Below are 17,471 nucleotides of genomic sequence, written 5' to 3' on the forward strand. Positions count from 1 at the left end.
CGAATTTATTTCCTATAAATAGAAGACACCGGGCTCGTTCAACAACCAAATAAGTGTCGGCTAACGACACTTATTCTTATTTGTTATGCAGGTGAACAAAAAATCATTAAGGCAATAGCCCTACCAAAACAACTTACACCCACAATAACAACTCGGTTTACCAATGCACCAACATTGTCATTTAGCACACTCTTTCACGATACTTTTGACCATATTCAGTGGTTTAAAAAACCACAAATCATGCCCACCAACTCTGTGTTACCAAGTGCGAAGGTGAATTGACGCACCAAGTCTAAAAACACTGCAATTTTAGCCCAAATAAAGGATTTAAATTATTCATTTACCACGAGCCGAAAAAACTGGCTAATGGCACGTAATTATCAAAGCCACCCTCATCAACACGCTGCATAACGCTTAGTAAACGGCACCTGCCGCATTATCTCAAATGATACTGCGCATGCCGTGTTATTTCTGATTTTAGGGGATAATACCGCAAGCGCCGCTTATTATCCAAATATCAAAAGGACCAAAAATCAACATAAACCACTGATTTTATTATAACTTTTTGTAATCTATACAAGATATCTAAAAATGATCGAAAACTGTTTGTTTTTTAACCTCAAGATCGAAAATCAACCTCTCGAAGTTTAATCTTCTATCTCTCAAATAATATTTTTCTCAGCAACGCTCTGAATATTAAGACCTTTTTGCAAATAAGCTCACAAAACAATCAAATAACGCTGCATAAGCCGTTTTTTCTACTTAATATAATACTGTATAAAAAAACAGAGAAACTTAAAGGTTATGAATTAATATGATTAAAAGGAATACAGCTACAAGCCCTTTTATGGAGAGCGTTCGTAGGGTAATTCGAAGCCAGCAAAAGTCTTTTGCAACTGAGAAGGTATACTGCTATTGGATTAGGCAACTCATTAAATATGGTAAGTACATCTCTCCCGATCAGATATCACCGGAGGGGGTGGATCAGTTTTTAACTCACCTCGCCGTGGATAGGCATGTCTCACCCAACACGCAAAACCAAGCTTTTACCGCACTTGTTTTTTTATTTCGGCATGTTTTACAGCGGGAGCTTGTGAACATTAATGCCACTCGCTCTAAGGAAAAGCCCTTTTTGCCCACAGTGTTACCACAACACCAAGTAGAAGAGATATTGTGTTATCTAAAAGAACCTTTCAAAACAATGATTTTACTCGCTTGGGGAGCGGGATTACGTAAATCTGAAATTTTACGCCTGAGAATTAAAGATGTTGATTTCCACAACAAAGCCATTATTGTTCGACAAGGAAAAGGCCGAAAAGACCGTGTTACGGTACTTCCTATGCGAGCACAAGAAGGGTTGAAAGCGCTCATTAATAAAGCGTCTGTATATCATCAATTTGATTGCGATGAAGGTTTCCCTGACGTTTATATGCCCTTTGCACTCGCAAAAAAATTCCCGCAACAGGCCAAGTCCCTTCACTGGCGTTTTATTTTTTCATCACATCAACGAAGCCTAGACCCTCGAAGCGGAAAAGAAATGCGCCACCATATCAATGCTTCGACGCTTGAGCGGGCGCTACGCTCCGCTGTAAAAACAGCAAGAATTCAGCAAAAAGTGACCTGTCATACTTTCCGGCATACCTTTGCCACTCAACTTTTAGAAAACGGGTATGACATTCGTACTGTTCAAGAATTACTTGGGCACAATGATGTGAAAACAACCCAGATATACACGCATATTTTGAAACGCGGTGGTAATGCCGTGATCAGCCCAGCCGATCATAATCAACATGAGTTTTCTAGAATACAACAACTCCCACACTGAGAGCACGATGATGCCTTGGCTCTGAGTTGGCTGCGTGCGCAAACAAGTGTTCGAAGCGGCAATCTAAGTAAACCACCTACCCCCTTTGTCACACTCCTCAAGCCTGATACACTAAGCAGATCTATATCAAAAAAAATTGATATAGATTATTGAATACCTCCATGAGCGTATCCAAAGAGAGGGGTTTTTAGCATAGCGTAATGAGAAATTCCCACTACACTAACCACATTTCGCCCCAAATTAACTGTCAATCCAGTTAGCTGCAAACAGAGTTGGTAATAAGAGTTGCTTCCCATGAATGATCGTACTGAACGTATTAACGCCCTCCACCAAGCCATAAAAAACCGCATTTTAATCCTCGATGGGGCGATGGGAACGATGATTCAGGGATATAAACTGCAAGAAAGTGACTATCGAGGGGAGCGTTTTGCCAACTACCACATGGATATTGCCGGCAATAACGACCTGTTGGCCATTACACAGCCGGATATCATCCGAGATATCCACATCGCCTACTTAGAGGCCGGTGCAGACATCATCGAGACCAACAGCTTTAATGCCACCAAGATTTCCATGGCCGACTACGACATGGAAGAACTGGTGCATGAGTTAAATGTGGCAGCCGCCACCATGGCCCGTGAAGCCGCCGATTATGTAACCGCTCAAAATCCCGACAAGCCCCGCTTTGTGGCCGGAGTGCTTGGCCCCACTTCACGCACCTGCTCCATCTCGCCTGACGTCAATGACCCTGGTGCTCGTAATGTTACCTTTGATGAGTTGGTTGAAAACTACCTGGAAGCGTTGGATGGTTTGGTAAAAGGCGGTATCGATATTGTGCTAATCGAAACCATTTTCGACACCTTAAACGCCAAAGCCGCTGTTTACGCCGTGCAAGAGTACTTTGAGCGTGTTGGTTTTGAGTTACCGATTATGATCTCGGGCACCATTACCGACGCCTCTGGCCGTACTCTTTCTGGTCAAACCACAGAAGCCTTCTACAACTCACTCGCGCACGCCAAACCCATTTCCATGGGGCTGAACTGTGCCTTGGGTGCCGACTTGTTGCGCCAGTATGTGAAAGAAATGTCTCGGGTATCGGAATTCGCCGTCTCCGCCCACCCCAATGCAGGCCTACCTAACGAGTTTGGCGAATACGATCAAACGCCGGAAGAAATGGCCGAAATTGTTGGCGAGTTTGCGCAAAGTGGCTTCGTCAATATTATTGGTGGGTGCTGCGGATCCTCGCCCGATCATATTCGCGCCATTGCCGAGAAAGTCGCTCAGTTTACCCCCCGCCCTTTACCCGAGATTGAACCGGCGTGCCGGTTATCTGGCTTAGAACCTTTTAATATCGATAAAAACGCATTATTTGTGAACGTGGGCGAACGTTGTAACGTCACCGGCTCCGCCCGCTTCAAACGCTTAATTATCGAAGAGGATTACACCACCGCGTTGGAAGTTGCCCAACAGCAAGTGGAAAACGGCGCTCAAGTGATCGACATCAACATGGACGAAGGCATGCTCGATGCCAAAGCCGCCATGGTGAAATTCTTAAATCTCATCGCCGGGGAGCCCGACATTGCTCGTGTTCCGATTATGGTGGACTCTTCCAAGTGGGACATTATTGAAGCGGGCTTAAAATGCATTCAAGGCAAGCCCATTGTTAACTCCATCAGCTTAAAAGAAGGTGAAGAAGAATTTATTGAACGGGCCAAAGCCTGTATGCGCTATGGTGCCGCCGTTATCGTGATGGCCTTTGATGAAAACGGCCAAGCAGATACCGAAGCTCGAAAAATCGAAATCTGCGAACGCTCTTATCGCGTGCTGGTAGACAAAGTTGGATTTAACCCTGCAGATATTATTTTCGACCCGAATATTTTTGCTGTCGCCACCGGAATTGAAGAACACAATAATTACGCCGTCGACTTTATTGACGCCACCCGCTGGATTCGCACCAATTTACCCCATGCGGGGGTTTCCGGTGGCGTGAGTAATGTGTCTTTCTCTTTCCGAGGTAATAATCCGGTACGTGAAGCCATTCACTCCGTCTTTTTGTATTACGCCATTAAGTCCGGCATGAACATGGGCATTGTTAATGCCGGCCAATTGGCCGTGTACGACGATTTACCCAAAGAGTTAAAAGACGCCGTTGAAGACGTGGTATTAAACAAAAATGAAAATGCCACTGAAGCCCTTCTCGACATTGCCGAAAAATACAAAGGCGATGGCAGCAGTGGCCCGAAAAAAGAAGATTTAGAATGGCGCACCTGGCCGGTCGCCAAACGTCTGGAACACGCTTTGGTAAAAGGGGTTTCTGCGTTTATTGAAGAAGACACCGAAGAAGCTCGACAAGGCTCCACTCGCCCACTGGATGTGATTGAAGGCCCCTTAATGGACGGCATGAATGTGGTGGGTGGATTATTTGGCGAAGGTAAAATGTTTTTACCGCAGGTAGTAAAATCCGCCCGTGTAATGAAGCAATCAGTCGCCTATTTACAACCTTATATTGAAGCCGAAAAAGACGAAGCCGCTGAAAGTAACGGTCGAATATTAATGGCCACAGTAAAAGGTGACGTCCATGATATTGGTAAAAATATTGTCGGCGTTGTTTTGCAATGCAATAACTTCGAAGTGGTCGATTTAGGCGTGATGGTGCCTTGTGAAGAAATTCTAAAAGTCGCTCAGGAAAAAAACTGTGACATTATTGGGCTGTCTGGATTAATCACCCCGTCACTGGATGAAATGGTCACCGTGGCGAAAGAAATGGAGCGCCAAGGTATTGATAAGCCATTGATGATTGGTGGCGCCACCACATCAAAAGCCCATACCGCCGTGAAAATTGACCCACAATTCCATTTAAATCAAGCGGTATACGTCGCTGATGCATCGCGCGCGGTGGGCGTCGCCAGCACACTTCTCTCAAAAGAACGACGCGGCGGATTTGTTGAAGACCTAAAAGTCGAATACGAAAAAGTGCGTGAGCGTAATGCGAATCGCAAACCTAGAGGCACCGTTCGTACCTATGAGAAGGCCATCGAGCACGGTTTTAAATGGGACTGGGAAAACTACACCCCACCTAAACCGAGCTTTACCGGCATTAAAATCTTCGACGATTATTCATTGGAAACCCTAATCGAAACCATCGATTGGACGCCCTTTTTTATCTCTTGGGATTTGGCCGGAAAATTCCCGAGAATTTTAGACGATGAGATCGTAGGCGAAGCTGCACGTAATTTATTTGCCGATGCCCAAACGATGCTAAAAAAATTGGTGGATGAAAAACTCATTCAAGCCAAAGGCGTGATTGGTTTCTGGCCAGCGAATAGAGTCAATAACGATGATATTGAATTGTTCGCCGATGAAAATCGTAACGAACAAATCGCCCTACTCCATCACATTCGCCAACAAATCCAAAAACCAGGTAACACCAAACCCAATTACTCATTGGCGGATTTTGTTGCGCCAAAAGAATCGGGCGCCGAAGATTACGTTGGCGGCTTTGTCGTGACCGCCGGCATTGGTGCTGAAGAATTGGCGAAATCCTATGAAGAAGCAGGCGATGATTACAACAGTATTATGGTAAAAGCGCTGGCAGATCGCTTGGCAGAATCTTTCGCCGAACATATGCATCAGCGCGTGCGGGAAGAGTTTTGGGGGTATTCTGAGAATGAGACCTTCTCGAATGAGGAATTAATTAAAGAACGCTACAGCGGTATTCGCCCTGCACCGGGTTACCCGGCCTGTCCAGATCACACGGAAAAAGCGACTTTATTTTCTCTGCTAAATGCGACTGAAAATATCGATGTCACCCTCACAGAACATTTCGCCATGTTTCCAACGGCGGCCGTTTCTGGATGGTATTTCTCTCACCCAGAGTCTACGTATTTTGCGACGGGAAAAATTGAAAAAGATCAGGTGGAATCTTTGGCAGAGCGTAAAGGAATGGAAATGGAAACGTTGGAACGCTGGTTGCAGCCCGTATTAAATTACGATAGCTGAATTACGATAATTAAATTAAGATAGTTAGACACTCTAATAAACCACAAACATTTAGCCTATAAACACTAAAAAGCCTCTGAAGAGTGAAGAAACTTCAGAGGCTTTATCCATTTCGTTTAAATGCTGAGCGGCTTAATTAAGTTAAGTGATCTCCCAACCTCAAAGCCAGTTGCAATAGCGGCATAGTCGGATTATTACCCCCACCACGAGAAAACACGCTACTTCCCGCCACATACAAGTTATTCGTGCCAAATACTTTGCAATTTTTATCCACCACACCGTGCTCGGGTAGCGCCGCCATCCGCGTGCTGCCCATATGATGACAGTGGTAAATATTCGGGATTTCCAACGACTCGTCCAGAATGTATTCCGGTAATTGGAAGCGCCCGAGCCCAGATTCGGTGGCTTGTATACTGATCTCTTTGGCGATAGTGCGAATGGTTTTTTTGTCCAGCTCGCTCATTTTCCATTGCGTTTTTAATCGACGCAGCCCTAAGCTGTCGGTTTCATCCGATAACATCAAGCGACAATCTGGGTGAGGTTCTTGCTCCATTAATGTGGTCACCAACCCCTCTCCCGCACAGGCCACACGAAATAATTTACCCAACTGATCTTCGTAACCGTAACGACAAGCAAAATCCGCTAGCCTGAGTTTTAGCGGTTTAAAACGTCCATCAACACGAGTAGCCTGAAAAATAGACAGCGTAACATTTGAGGTGCCCACCGCATTCTCGTGCGACCACGATGGTTTGGTGTAAAACTCCATGCGGCCAACATCTTGCCAACGTGTTGAATTCGGCATAAAGGTACACAATCGCACATTAAAGTGATCCATAAAACAACGGCCAACCATATCATGCTGATTACCAACGCCATGCTGTAATTGTGAATCCGCATTCAGTAATAAACGTGGGTTTTCAATACCACCCAAGGCTAAAACAAATGTACCTGCATTAAAATGATGACGATTACCGGTGTAATCCGAGACTTCAAATGCTTCAATAATTTGCTTGGTTTTATCGTCCAATACTATATTGGTGACATTGGCGTTAATGTATAAATCAATACTGTCCGACCGTGTAAGCTCTTCTTTGTATTTGCTGTTAAATCGGGTGGGCGAACTCACAAGAGAGCGGTCTTTCTCAAAGCTCTGCTCAATAACGTCTGTGCCTTCTAGAGGTTTAAATTCCGTATCTCGCCCTAAATCAAGAATGTCTTTTGCTTCACCGAGGTAGGGATTAATATCGTCGAACTCAATAGGCCAACCCGGCAAGACATAATCGTTATGATCATTATTAAAATCGAAAGGATCAAATGGACGACAACGCCCAGCCCAATGATTGGATGTCCCACCAAAATAACGTAATCGAGTAGTGGCAGCAGGGTAACTGGTAGAATCAGAAGAAGGCGCATAAATATCTTGGGAGCGCTGTGAGTATTCCATGCCTCCTGCTTCAAACAGTGCAACACGCTTTCCTTTTCGAGCCAGTTTTCTTGCCAGTGTAATGCCGGCTGGGCCAGCTCCAGCAATGGCGAAATCGTAAGTATCCAGGTTGGGGGCAAATTGATTCTGCTCAATGTCATATAACATGCCTGCCCTCCTTCATGGCATCAAGCTCAGCCTTGGTCACCACCCAACCATTAACGGTAAAGTATTTCCCCTGCCGATCTAGAGGTTTGCCATGGAATTCCAATCGATCATGATCCGAGCTACGGGCTTGCGCCTTCCCCTGAGTGAAGGCGGGTAATGAACACATACCCCATAAAAAATGACGCCGCTTCATAATGACTCCTTTATTATCGACACTCACCCACTGAAATCATCATATTCAGCAGGCATAGCACTCCTTATTGCCAGAGGTGTTTTCAAAGATAAAAACACCAATTTATGTGATTTTATAATTTTCAACATTTTTAATATCAAAAATTAATAAAAATCACATTTATTGAATTCATAACCAAAATATCGTGATAAATATACCCTAACAGAAAAAAATGTGTAGCAAAGGTCTCAATTAAACCTTCCCTTTATTTTCGTCCAGCAATACCCCTCATACCGACCAACACTCTACAACATGAGATTAACAATTGTTTTTTAATGCAAAATAACCATCCAACGCCCTATTTGTGAGCAAAAAATGACTTATAAAACGATCCAAAATAGAGATCGCCTATATCTTATGGCGCTATTATTGACCACTCTTCCCCTCGTTAGATTTATTGTCATCTACAATCTGCGCGATAGCTTTTTACCCACTGCAAAATAGGTTTCAAAAGATCGATAAAAATCAATGAGTTATAACAATCAATAAGCCTTGGTTCTATTTTTGCTATCCACCTGTGCAAACTCAGCCTTCACCTTCACCTAAAATGAGGATCTCCTATGGCTTATCTAGAACCGAGTGAATTCGCCACCAAAATGGTGGACTCTGGCGCGTCCAAAATTTATATGTCAACCAAAGACACTCTTATTCGAGCCTATATGGCCGGAGCCATTTTGGCCTTGGCCGCTATGTTTGCCATTACGGTTATCGTTAAAACAGGGTCTCCTTTGATTGGCGCCATTTTATTTCCTGTCGGCTTTATCATGTTGTATTTGATGAAGTTTGATTTATTAACGGGCGTTTTTACTTTAGTCCCACTGGCGTATATTGATCGGCGTGAAGGCGTAACGCTTCAGAAGGTCTTTAAAAATTGGGGGTTGGTCTTTGTTGGTAACTTTGCCGGCGCGTTAACGGTGGCTTTTTTTATGTCGTTTATTCTGACCTATGGCTACAACATCGACGGTGGAGACATTGCCGCCAAAGTGGGAAGTATTGGTGAGTCGCGAACCATTGGCTACAAAGAGCATGGGCTGTCTGGTTGGTTCACCATTTTTATTCGAGGAATGCTGTGTAATTGGATGGTATCGATGGGAGTGGTAGGCGCGATGATTTCCACCTCTGCCACCAGCAAAATGATGGCCATGTGGATGCCCATCATGCTGTTCTTTTTTATGGGCTTCGAACATTCGATTGTGAATATGTTCTTGTTCCCTTTTTCCATGATTATGGGCGGCGACTTTACGGTGATTGATTATTTTATTTGGAATGAAATTCCAACGGCTTTGGGTAACCTGGTTGGCGGGTTTATGTTAGTGGGATTACCCTTGTACTTAACCCATGTCAAAACCTCGAAAGCGCAACAATTTGCCTGATTTTTAACCGAAAAGTTCCTTATTTTGATCGATTCCTCTACATTAGGGCTCACCCTAAGTTCAGTAGCGAGTCGATCAAACAACGGTTTTTGAAAGGTTTTAATAAAAGATAAGATTAGGGCGTATCGCCTTTATTGGACGACGCTTTGTCTTTATCCCCTGTATTCGAAGGCGACAATTCAGGCCACGCTGCACGTAAATAAATCACCATCGACCACAGCGTTAATGATGCCGCAACGTATAACGTAATGTATCCCAGCCAAGTCATCCAATCACTCACTCCTGGGCGGAACAGCAACAACACGATAATAGCGATCATTTGAAAAGTAGTTTTCACTTTTCCCACATTCGATACCGCAACACTGGCACGCTTACCCAGCTCTGCCATCCACTCACGTAAAGCTGAAATCACAATTTCACGACCAACAATCACTACTGCTGGTATGGCAAACCAAGGGCTGGCATGAACTTCAACCAATAATACCAATGCCACCGCCACCATAAGCTTATCGGCCACTGGGTCTAAGAATGCACCAAAAGGTGTGGTTTGGTTGTATTTACGAGCAATGTAACCGTCTGCCCAATCGGTAATGGCAGCAACGGAAAAAATTAAGGCTGACAAAAACGCACTCCATGCAAAGGGAAGGTAAAACACGAGAATCAGAGCAGGTATTAAAACAATTCGGAGTAGCGTTAATTGATTGGCTAAATTCATAAAACTCAATTCTTTACTTAGGTCTGAGAACGCGGCAAGGTTAACACGACACGATGGTATTCGTACGAATTCATTCACCATTGAGGTGGTGGTAAATATCTTCAGCCAGTGTCCGGCTGATTCCCTTTACGCGTTTTAAATCATCCACACTGGCGGCCTTCACGCCCTGCAGCCCCCCAAAATGACGCAGCAGTTCTTTCCGTCGTGCGTTGCCCACCCCAGGAATCGACTCTAACGTTGAGGTTTTGCGGGCTTTATCGCGTCGGTTTTTATGGCCCGTAATGGCAAACCGATGGGCTTCATCGCGGATAGATTGCAACAAGTGCAACGCAGGTGCCGTCGAATCCAACGTCATGGTTTTGGACGTCTCATGGAGATATAAGGTCTCAAACCCGGCTTTTCGAGTCGTGCCTTTTGCTACCCCCAACAAGAAGACCCCGTGCACTCCCAGCTCGCTCAACACCTCTGCAGCTTCATTGACTTGACCTTTACCGCCATCAATTACCAAAATATCAGGCAGTATGCCCTCACCTTGCACAATGCGCGTGTAACGACGCGTGAGCGCTTGATGCATGGCGGCATAATCATCCCCAGGGGTTATATCATCAATGTTAAAACGACGATAATCAGACTTACGTGGCCCTTGTTCATCAAAAACTACACACGATGCAACGGTTTTTTCACCACTGCTATGGCTAATATCAAAGCATTCCATGCGCTTAGGCAACTCCGATAACGCCAATACTTCCTGGAGCTGTTCATACTTGCGCTTAATAGTACTGCGCTGTGTATTATGTGTCGCAAGATTTTGCTCAGCCGAGCGCGTGGCCAATTCCAGCCATTTAGCACGCTGGCTGCGCACATTGGTACGAATCACGACTTTTTTCTGCTTACTTTCCAGCAGTGCCGCCTCTAGTACCTCGACACTTGGCAAGACCTGTTGCAGTACGATTTCAGAAGGAACGTCTCGCCCTTGGTTGGCCAAATAAAACTGCGCTAAGAACGATTGAACCACCTCTTCCACAGACTCCCCTAACGCATTTTTGGGAAAATAACTTTTACTGCCTAAAATTCTCCCCTCTCGAACAAACAACACATGCACACAAAGTTCGCCACCGGCTTCGGCGACACCCATCACATCGGCGGTGGCTACCCCGGTTTCAGCCACTTGCTCTGCCTGTAATCGGCTTAATGCGCTGATTTGATCTCGACATTCAGCGGCTTTCTCAAACGCCAAGTCTTGAGAAAACACGTCCATTTGGTGAGCCAATTCTTGGGTCAACTCTTGATTTTTACCTTGAAGAAACATCTGTGTATGACGCAAATCTTCGTCGTACTCTTCACGCTCAACGGCCTCCACACAAGGTGCTTTACATCGACCAATTTGATATTGCAGACAAGGGCGCGAGCGATTGCGATACACACTGTCTTCACACTGGCGAATTCGAAAGGTTTTTTGCAGAAAATTCAGGCTCTCTCTGACTGCGGCCACATTGGGGTAAGGCCCAAAATAATGGCCGCGTTTTTTCTGTGGCCCACGATGCAAGGCAATGCGGGGAAATGCTTCATTGGATGAGACAAAAATGTAAGGGTAAGATTTATCGTCACGAAGCAAAATGTTATAGGGTGGCTTCTGACTTTTAATGAGGTTTTGCTCAAGCAATAAGGCTTCAAGCTCAGACTGCGTTGGCGTTACTTGAATATTTGCAATGCGCTTTACTAACGCTTGGGTTTTAGGGCTTAACCCCGTTTCACGGAAATAACTGGATAAACGATTGCGCAATTGCTTGGCTTTGCCCACATACAAAATCGCACCAGACCGATCGTACATCTGATACACACCAGGCACACGTGAGACTGATGCAAGAAATTGTCGATGATCAAAAACCGCATCCAATTCAGCGTGTTCGTTTTGGGTATCGGTAAGCATGACACTGCCTTTCCTAATTGACAGCGCCTAGTCATCCACTTCTACGTTCAAAACGCCATGCTTCACCGCCAGCAGGGCCAATTCAACGTCACTATTAATGCTGAGCTTGTCAAAAATACGATAACGGTAGCTGTTGACCGTTTTCGGGCTAACATTAAATGTGTTGGCGATTTCCTGAGCTTTACGGCCATTCGCGATCATTAATGCCGTTTGCAGCTCGCGTTCTGAAAGTTTTTCAAAGGGGGTTCTGGAGTCGTCCACAAAGTTTTTCATGGCCATCTGTTGAGCAATAGAATTACTCATATAATGGCGACCGTTATAGACCATTTTAATGGCCTCAACCATTTCTGTTAAACCGGTACCTTTGGTCAAATACCCCATGGCACCCGCTTGCATCAACTTGGTTGGAAAAATATTGTCATCCAATGCCGTCAGAGCGATGACCTTGAGCCCTTCGTGAGCCACCAATAACTTTTTGGTGGCTTCCAAACCACCAATACCCGGCATTTTCACATCCATTAGCACCACATCCGGTGTCAATTGGCGCACCTTGGATAATGACTCTTCGCCACTTTCAGCCTCACCAACGATATCAAATTCATCGATGTCAGCCAGCATACGTACAATCCCCATACGTACAATGTCATGGTCATCTACTACTAATATTCTGATCACTCAGTAAACCTCAAAGCGAAATTTCGGTCTTCGCATCTGCACATTAGAACCTTCATTCGATACTGGCGACTCGGTACTGACGCATTATCACTTCCTGACCCGCATACTGTCTGCACGCAGTCTCAGCCTTGAGATGTGAAAGAACCCTGAAGAAGTGAGGCACTTAGGCCCAGATAAATACGGCACTTAACAACAGCACCCGATTAATGAATGGTAAAACGCAGGTGAATTATCTACGGTCATTTTTTCATTAGCGACTATGCAAATCATAGAACATTGCCACGACGATATCACCCTTAACATTGGCTAAACCACAGTTATTTTTCATTATTCACGATATTGCGAAAGGTTAAGTTTATCCGACCACCGATTATGCGTTTAGTTTTAGGTATTTGATGCTGCCAATGAGTCTGTGTCTTTCCGAGCATCAATAGGAGAGACCCAGAGGCTAAGTCCAACGCGACTGTTTCGATCTCTCGCTTTGTTTTGTGTCGCAATTGAAAGCGTCGAGTCTCACCCAAACTGACAGATGCAATGACCGGATTTTCCCCCAATTCAGGCTCATCATCACTGTGCCACGACACACTATCCTGACCTGATCGATACCAATTCGCCAAAACACTGTTAAAGCGGCACCCAGTTGTCGATAACAATTGTTCCCGTAACACTCGCAATTCTGATGTCCAAGTATTTAACGGTAAACGCACACCAGAATAACCGTAATTCGCCCCTAGATCACCATACCAAGCATTGAGCCTCGGAATCGTGACATATTGCCCCATCATGCGAATTTGGCTTTGTTGCCACGCCAATCGGCTAAAAACCCGATATAAATCGGTGGATTCAGAGGCCGACAACCAATCTGGACAATACACTAACTCTCCATCCGTCAGCTCAATTTTCTGGCAGGAATCAGACAGGCTATCGAAAGGGCTTTCAGAAGGACTTTTAGAAGGACTACCGGAAGGATAATTAGGAGAATTGTCAGAAAATAAGTCTATCTGCATACACATTCACTCTTGAGGGTATACCTGAGGCTCTATCTCTAATGTCACACCGAATTTATCTCGAATATCGTTCTTAATCTCTTCTGCTAGCGAAAGAATATCGTCTGCAGACCCGGCCTCGTGATTCACCAACACTAACGCTTGCTTATCATGAACCATTACCCGCCCCGAAACTCGCCCTTTCCAACCTGCCTGATCAATTAGCCAGCCAGCCGCAAGTTTTACCTGTCCTGCTTCCTGGGGGTAGCTGACCATACTTGGGAAACGTTCATGCAATGCTTGCCAACATGCCTCGTCGATCACTGGGTTTTTAAAGAAACTGCCCACATTGGGTTTTTTGGCAGGGTCTGGCAACTTATGACTTCGAATATCACAGACGGCCTTTCTTACCTGCTCAGGCGTTACCCTGTGAATCGAATGGTCATCCAAATACTGGTTCAAGGGAGCGTAACGGGTATTGCACTGAGCGAACTCCGCCCCAGTCAACCTGAACGTTACGGATGTGATGATAAATTGGCCTTTTAATGCCTCTTTAAACACACTGTGCCGATAACCAAAACCGCACTCTTCTTTTGAAAAACGCACCACTTGACCATCAGAAATACGAACGGCTTCCAGTGCATGGAAAACCTGATCAAGCTCGACGCCATAGGCACCAATATTCTGAATAGGCGCCGCGCCCACAGTTCCTGGGATAAGAGAGAGATTTTCCAGTCCACTCCACCCCGCCTTTACGGTTTGAGAGACCAAATCATCCCACACCACACCCGCACCCGCTTTCACCAGCATCTGCCTCGAGTCAACATCAGCATCGTCAATCGGTAGGTAGTCAATACCACCAATGCGCATCAGTAACGCCACACCGGGAAAAACAGGTTTTAAAATAACATTGCTCCCCCCACCCAATACCAATAAAGGTTGGTGACGAACCTCTGGGAGAAGTGATTGCAATCCCTCAACAGTATCAACGAAAAAAGTGTTCCAGGTTGAACAGGGTACACGAAGCGTATTGGCTGCCAGTAAATCCAATGGGCCTACGACAATACCATTGATGTGCGATACGATTTTACTCTGCGGACTTAGCATCAAAAGAATCGATTCCTTATTTACAGCACATGCTCTCGCTCAATGGCTTGAAGCAAACCTTCACTGGCTTGCTCAATAAGGTCTAAGACCAACACAAACCCGGCATCCCCACCGTAGTATGGGTCAGGCACTTCGCGGTGAGACGTCTCTTTCGCAAAATCCAAAAATAATCCCAAATGCCCATGAAACGAGGTTTCTGAAGCCAACGCACGTAAGTTTGACAAGTTGTCATTGTCCATCGCCAAGATGTAGTCAAACTCAGAAAAATCTTTCAACGACACTTGTCGAGCTGTAATCGATGATAAAGAGTAACCCCTCTGACTAGCCGCTTCTTGCGCTCTAGGGTCGGGGGATGCGCCTATATGCCAGCCTCCCGTACCGGCCGAATCGATGTTGATCCAGTGAGACTTACCGGCTTTTTCAACGTAGTGTCGAAATACACCTTCGGCAGTCGGTGAACGACAAATATTACCTAAGCAAACAAATAAAACCTTTATGCTCATTTTTCCCCCAGTAATTGCCGTAAGCGTTCAAGATCCTCCGGCGTATCCACTCCACCTGGCACCTCTTCACAGGCCGGCGCTACATGAATAGATTCACCATTCGCCAATACACGCAGTTGTTCTAATTTTTCTGTGGTCTCCAAAGCCGCTTGCGGCCATTGCACAAAGCGGTTTAATAATGCTACTCGGTATGCATAAATACCAATATGGCGCGAAGCAGAAACCCCTTCGGGCATTTCCGATATGACACGGTTATTGGTGTTAAAGGGCAATGAGACCTCTGATGCAAAATCCTCCCTCGGCCAAGGAATGGGAGCTCGGCTGAAATAGCATGCAAGCCCTGAAGCATTAGAAACCACTTTGACCACATTTGGGTCCAGAAATGATGCTAACTCGGTGATGGGTTCCGATAATGTTGCTACGGATGCTTCCGGGGTCTTAGCAAGATTCACCGCCACTTGACGAATCACCTCCGGAGGAATCAAAGGCTCATCCCCCTGAACATTCACCACAATCGACTCTTCAGTGAGCGACAGGCGGCTCACCACTTCTTGCAGCCGATCCGTACCGGATTCATGCTCAGGTGAGGTCATACACACCTCGCCCCCAAAAGACTCAACCACACTTTTGATTCGCTCATCATCTGTGGCCACCACCAAGCGCTTGGCTCCAGATTCTACCGCACGCTCATAGACACGCTGAATCATTGGTTTGCCTGCAATATCACACAAAGGTTTGCCCGGCAGACGAGTAGAAGCGTATCTGGCAGGGATAACGACGTAAAATTCAGGCGTATTCACTTTCTGATTACCTTGTTGATTTATTAATTAGTTTGCTGGCTTATTAACTAAATTATTGGCTTTTTAAACAGTTATACGAGCTTGTCTTTCTTAATACGGTCAATTTTTTCAATAAACTGATCATAAAACCCAGTGGACAAGCGAGGCCCAACCACCACACTCCACCACTGAGAAGCATCCAATAATGGTGACTTTTCAATTAAGGATTGGCATTTCACAGCATCTTTACTGGTCATCAGTAAGGGTTGCCCAGAATATGCCTCAAGGTCACTGAATGTGAAAGAGTGATGATCAGGAAAAGTGCTCAGTGGGATTGACTCAGAAATCGAAGGGATAGAGCGCAGCGTATTGGCAAAGCGATTAGGGTTACCGATTCCTGTAATGGCATTCGCATCTTGTGTAAATTGAATCGAATCAAGGGGCATTTCTTCTCCCGTGGCAACCTGCTTGAAACAAGTAGGGAGGATCTCCATGGTCGCCGATACGAGTGAAGAGTTCATGTCGTTCACAAGGTTCGCCACCTGGGTATTCATCGCCCCATTGGAAATAATGTAATCCACTGTTTCACACCGACTTATACTCTCACGCAACGGGCCTACGGGCAGGAGCCGACCATTACCGAACCCCCTTGCCCCATCGACGACAACAATCTCCACATCACGAGGCAAACGATAGTGCTGTAAACCATCATCCGATAAAATAATCGTACACCCCAATTCCACTAAGAAGTTTGCCCCTCGATAACGCTCCACATCCACTACCACCGGGCAACCTGTGGTATCGGCTAATAACTTGGGTTCATCTCCACACTCTGACACCGATGTTGAAGACAGAACACGTAAAGGCTCGCTACTGCGCGCACCACCATAACCTCGACTGACAATTCCAGGATTCCAGCCTCGTTGACGTAACTCAAGAGAAAGCGCTTGAAGCAGCGGGGTTTTCCCCGTTCCACCCACCGTAATATTGCCAACAACAACGACAGGAACGGGTAACGGCGAATTCACTTTCTGATCTTTCTCTTTTCGACGAAAAGACATATACCGGAATAAAACTTCGAGCGGCGTTAGGTAGGCTGTCCAGGAGGGCCTTGTATCATACCAAGCATTATTTAGAGCAGTTTCAAGCCAGTGTTTCAAGATAATAGCTGTCCTTTAGAGACGACATACCCATTGCTCAGCGATATCGATACATCAAAGCGGGTAATGAAATTCAACGTTATTCACATTAAAAAAGCCAACCATCACTGGCTGACTTTCAAAAGTAAACGAAGGTGTAGAGTGCCTCAAGCGTCTGTAGCTTAACCCTCACCTTGATGAGCAGGTCTTTTGGTGGTGATACTCAAGTTCACAAAACCCAATTGCCCAGCCGCATCCATCGCCGTAACAACCGCCTGATGCGGCGTTTTGGCATCGGCAGTAATAATCAGAGGACGTTGACTATTTCCTTCTGAAGATTCATTCAGCGCCTTCATTAAGGTATCGATTCTTTTATTAACCAAACTGTTACCATCCACCGAAAAACTGCCATCGACACCGATAAGAATTTCAATCATTTCTGGCTGATCTTGCGATGGATTTGCCACCGCTTCGGGTAGATCAACGTTTAAATGAGTTTCTTTGGTAAAGGTGGTGGAGACCATGAAAAAAATAAGCAGTAGAAATACGACATCAATTAGTGGCGTTAAATTGATACCGTCCTCTCCGCGATGTTGACGACGAAATTTCACAAATAA

14 protein-coding genes are annotated in these 17,471 nt (G+C 45.4%); 3 read left to right on the forward strand and 11 right to left on the reverse strand.

The window, feature by feature from the left end; genetic code table 11:
* The first annotated feature begins 814 nt into the window (after positions 1-814).
* The gene (locus tag LU351_RS13585; RefSeq protein WP_232594631.1) at positions 815-1,825 is read left to right on the forward strand and encodes an integron integrase; all 1,011 of its coding nucleotides are present in this window, start codon (positions 815-817) and stop codon (positions 1,823-1,825) included.
* Positions 1,826-2,119: 294 nt separating this feature from the next.
* Complete coding sequence (metH, locus tag LU351_RS13590) at positions 2,120-5,824, forward strand: methionine synthase (protein ID WP_232594632.1); 3,705 nt, start codon at positions 2,120-2,122, stop codon at positions 5,822-5,824.
* A gap of 136 nt (positions 5,825-5,960) precedes the next feature.
* On the opposite strand, the gene LU351_RS13595 is transcribed toward metH, so the two are convergent.
* Both LU351_RS13595 and LU351_RS13600 read right to left on the reverse strand, forming a co-directional pair.
* Complete coding sequence (locus tag LU351_RS13595; protein ID WP_232594633.1) at positions 5,961-7,415, reverse strand: FAD-dependent oxidoreductase; 1,455 nt, start codon at positions 7,413-7,415, stop codon at positions 5,961-5,963.
* Complete coding sequence (locus LU351_RS13600; protein ID WP_232594634.1) at positions 7,405-7,608, reverse strand: hypothetical protein; 204 nt, start codon at positions 7,606-7,608, stop codon at positions 7,405-7,407. The genes LU351_RS13595 and LU351_RS13600 overlap by 11 nt, the downstream gene beginning before the upstream one ends.
* A gap of 599 nt (positions 7,609-8,207) precedes the next feature.
* On the opposite strand from LU351_RS13600, the gene LU351_RS13605 reads away from it, so the two are divergent.
* Complete coding sequence (locus LU351_RS13605; RefSeq protein WP_232594635.1) at positions 8,208-9,020, forward strand: formate/nitrite transporter family protein; 813 nt, start codon at positions 8,208-8,210, stop codon at positions 9,018-9,020.
* 115 nt (positions 9,021-9,135) lie between these two features.
* On the opposite strand, the gene pgsA is transcribed toward LU351_RS13605, so the two are convergent.
* The 9 genes from pgsA to LU351_RS13650 all read right to left on the reverse strand — a co-directional run bounded on the left by pgsA (position 9,136) and on the right by LU351_RS13650 (position 17,465).
* Positions 9,136-9,735: a CDP-diacylglycerol--glycerol-3-phosphate 3-phosphatidyltransferase gene (pgsA, locus tag LU351_RS13610; protein ID WP_232594636.1), complete on the reverse strand. Its 600-nt coding sequence runs from the start codon at positions 9,733-9,735 to the stop codon at positions 9,136-9,138.
* Between the two features lie 70 nt (positions 9,736-9,805).
* The gene (uvrC, locus tag LU351_RS13615) at positions 9,806-11,665 is read right to left on the reverse strand and encodes an excinuclease ABC subunit UvrC (protein WP_232594637.1); all 1,860 of its coding nucleotides are present in this window, start codon (positions 11,663-11,665) and stop codon (positions 9,806-9,808) included.
* 27 nt (positions 11,666-11,692) lie between these two features.
* A complete protein-coding gene (locus tag LU351_RS13620) occupies positions 11,693-12,340 on the reverse strand; it encodes a response regulator (protein WP_232594638.1) in 648 nt (215 codons plus the stop codon).
* Between the two features lie 317 nt (positions 12,341-12,657).
* Positions 12,658-13,347: an alpha-ketoglutarate-dependent dioxygenase AlkB family protein gene (locus tag LU351_RS13625; RefSeq protein ID WP_232594639.1), complete on the reverse strand. Its 690-nt coding sequence runs from the start codon at positions 13,345-13,347 to the stop codon at positions 12,658-12,660.
* Between the two features lie 6 nt (positions 13,348-13,353).
* Positions 13,354-14,433 carry a UDP-N-acetylmuramate dehydrogenase gene (murB, locus tag LU351_RS13630; protein ID WP_232594640.1) on the reverse strand — a complete coding sequence of 360 codons (1,080 nt, stop codon included), beginning with the start codon at positions 14,431-14,433 and terminating at the stop codon, positions 13,354-13,356.
* 20 nt (positions 14,434-14,453) lie between these two features.
* Positions 14,454-14,936 (reverse strand): low molecular weight protein-tyrosine-phosphatase, encoded by a 483-nt coding sequence (locus tag LU351_RS13635; protein ID WP_232594641.1) that lies wholly within the window; start codon positions 14,934-14,936, stop codon positions 14,454-14,456.
* Positions 14,933-15,736 (reverse strand): 3-deoxy-manno-octulosonate cytidylyltransferase, encoded by an 804-nt coding sequence (gene kdsB, locus LU351_RS13640; protein ID WP_232594642.1) that lies wholly within the window; start codon positions 15,734-15,736, stop codon positions 14,933-14,935. The genes LU351_RS13635 and kdsB overlap by 4 nt, the downstream gene beginning before the upstream one ends.
* 71 nt (positions 15,737-15,807) lie before the next feature.
* Positions 15,808-16,875, reverse strand: coding sequence for a tetraacyldisaccharide 4'-kinase (gene lpxK / locus LU351_RS13645; RefSeq protein ID WP_269783459.1), 1,068 nt, complete (start codon positions 16,873-16,875; stop codon positions 15,808-15,810).
* A gap of 161 nt (positions 16,876-17,036) precedes the next feature.
* Positions 17,037-17,465 (reverse strand): ExbD/TolR family protein, encoded by a 429-nt coding sequence (locus LU351_RS13650; RefSeq protein WP_232594644.1) that lies wholly within the window; start codon positions 17,463-17,465, stop codon positions 17,037-17,039.
* Positions 17,466-17,471: the final 6 nt, after the last annotated feature.

The organism is Marinibactrum halimedae (genome assembly GCF_021234875.1).
Taxonomy (GTDB): Bacteria; Pseudomonadota; Gammaproteobacteria; order Pseudomonadales; family Cellvibrionaceae; genus Marinibactrum; species Marinibactrum halimedae.

What these genes read in the sequence shown, in the direction of transcription:
- LU351_RS13585 (WP_232594631.1), top strand. Translation starts at nt 815, where the DNA reads ATGATTAAAAGGAATACAGCTACAAGCCCTTTTATGGAGAGCGTTCGT.
- metH (WP_232594632.1), top strand. Translation starts at nt 2,120, where the DNA reads ATGAATGATCGTACTGAACGTATTAACGCCCTCCACCAAGCCATAAAA.
- LU351_RS13595 (WP_232594633.1), bottom strand. Translation starts at nt 7,415, where the DNA reads ATGTTATATGACATTGAGCAGAATCAATTTGCCCCCAACCTGGATACT.
- LU351_RS13600 (WP_232594634.1), bottom strand. Translation starts at nt 7,608, where the DNA reads ATGAAGCGGCGTCATTTTTTATGGGGTATGTGTTCATTACCCGCCTTC.
- LU351_RS13605 (WP_232594635.1), top strand. Translation starts at nt 8,208, where the DNA reads ATGGCTTATCTAGAACCGAGTGAATTCGCCACCAAAATGGTGGACTCT.
- pgsA (WP_232594636.1), bottom strand. Translation starts at nt 9,735, where the DNA reads ATGAATTTAGCCAATCAATTAACGCTACTCCGAATTGTTTTAATACCT.
- uvrC (WP_232594637.1), bottom strand. Translation starts at nt 11,665, where the DNA reads ATGCTTACCGATACCCAAAACGAACACGCTGAATTGGATGCGGTTTTT.
- LU351_RS13625 (WP_232594639.1), bottom strand. Translation starts at nt 13,347, where the DNA reads ATGCAGATAGACTTATTTTCTGACAATTCTCCTAATTATCCTTCCGGT.
- murB (WP_232594640.1), bottom strand. Translation starts at nt 14,433, where the DNA reads ATGCTAAGTCCGCAGAGTAAAATCGTATCGCACATCAATGGTATTGTC.
- LU351_RS13635 (WP_232594641.1), bottom strand. Translation starts at nt 14,936, where the DNA reads ATGAGCATAAAGGTTTTATTTGTTTGCTTAGGTAATATTTGTCGTTCA.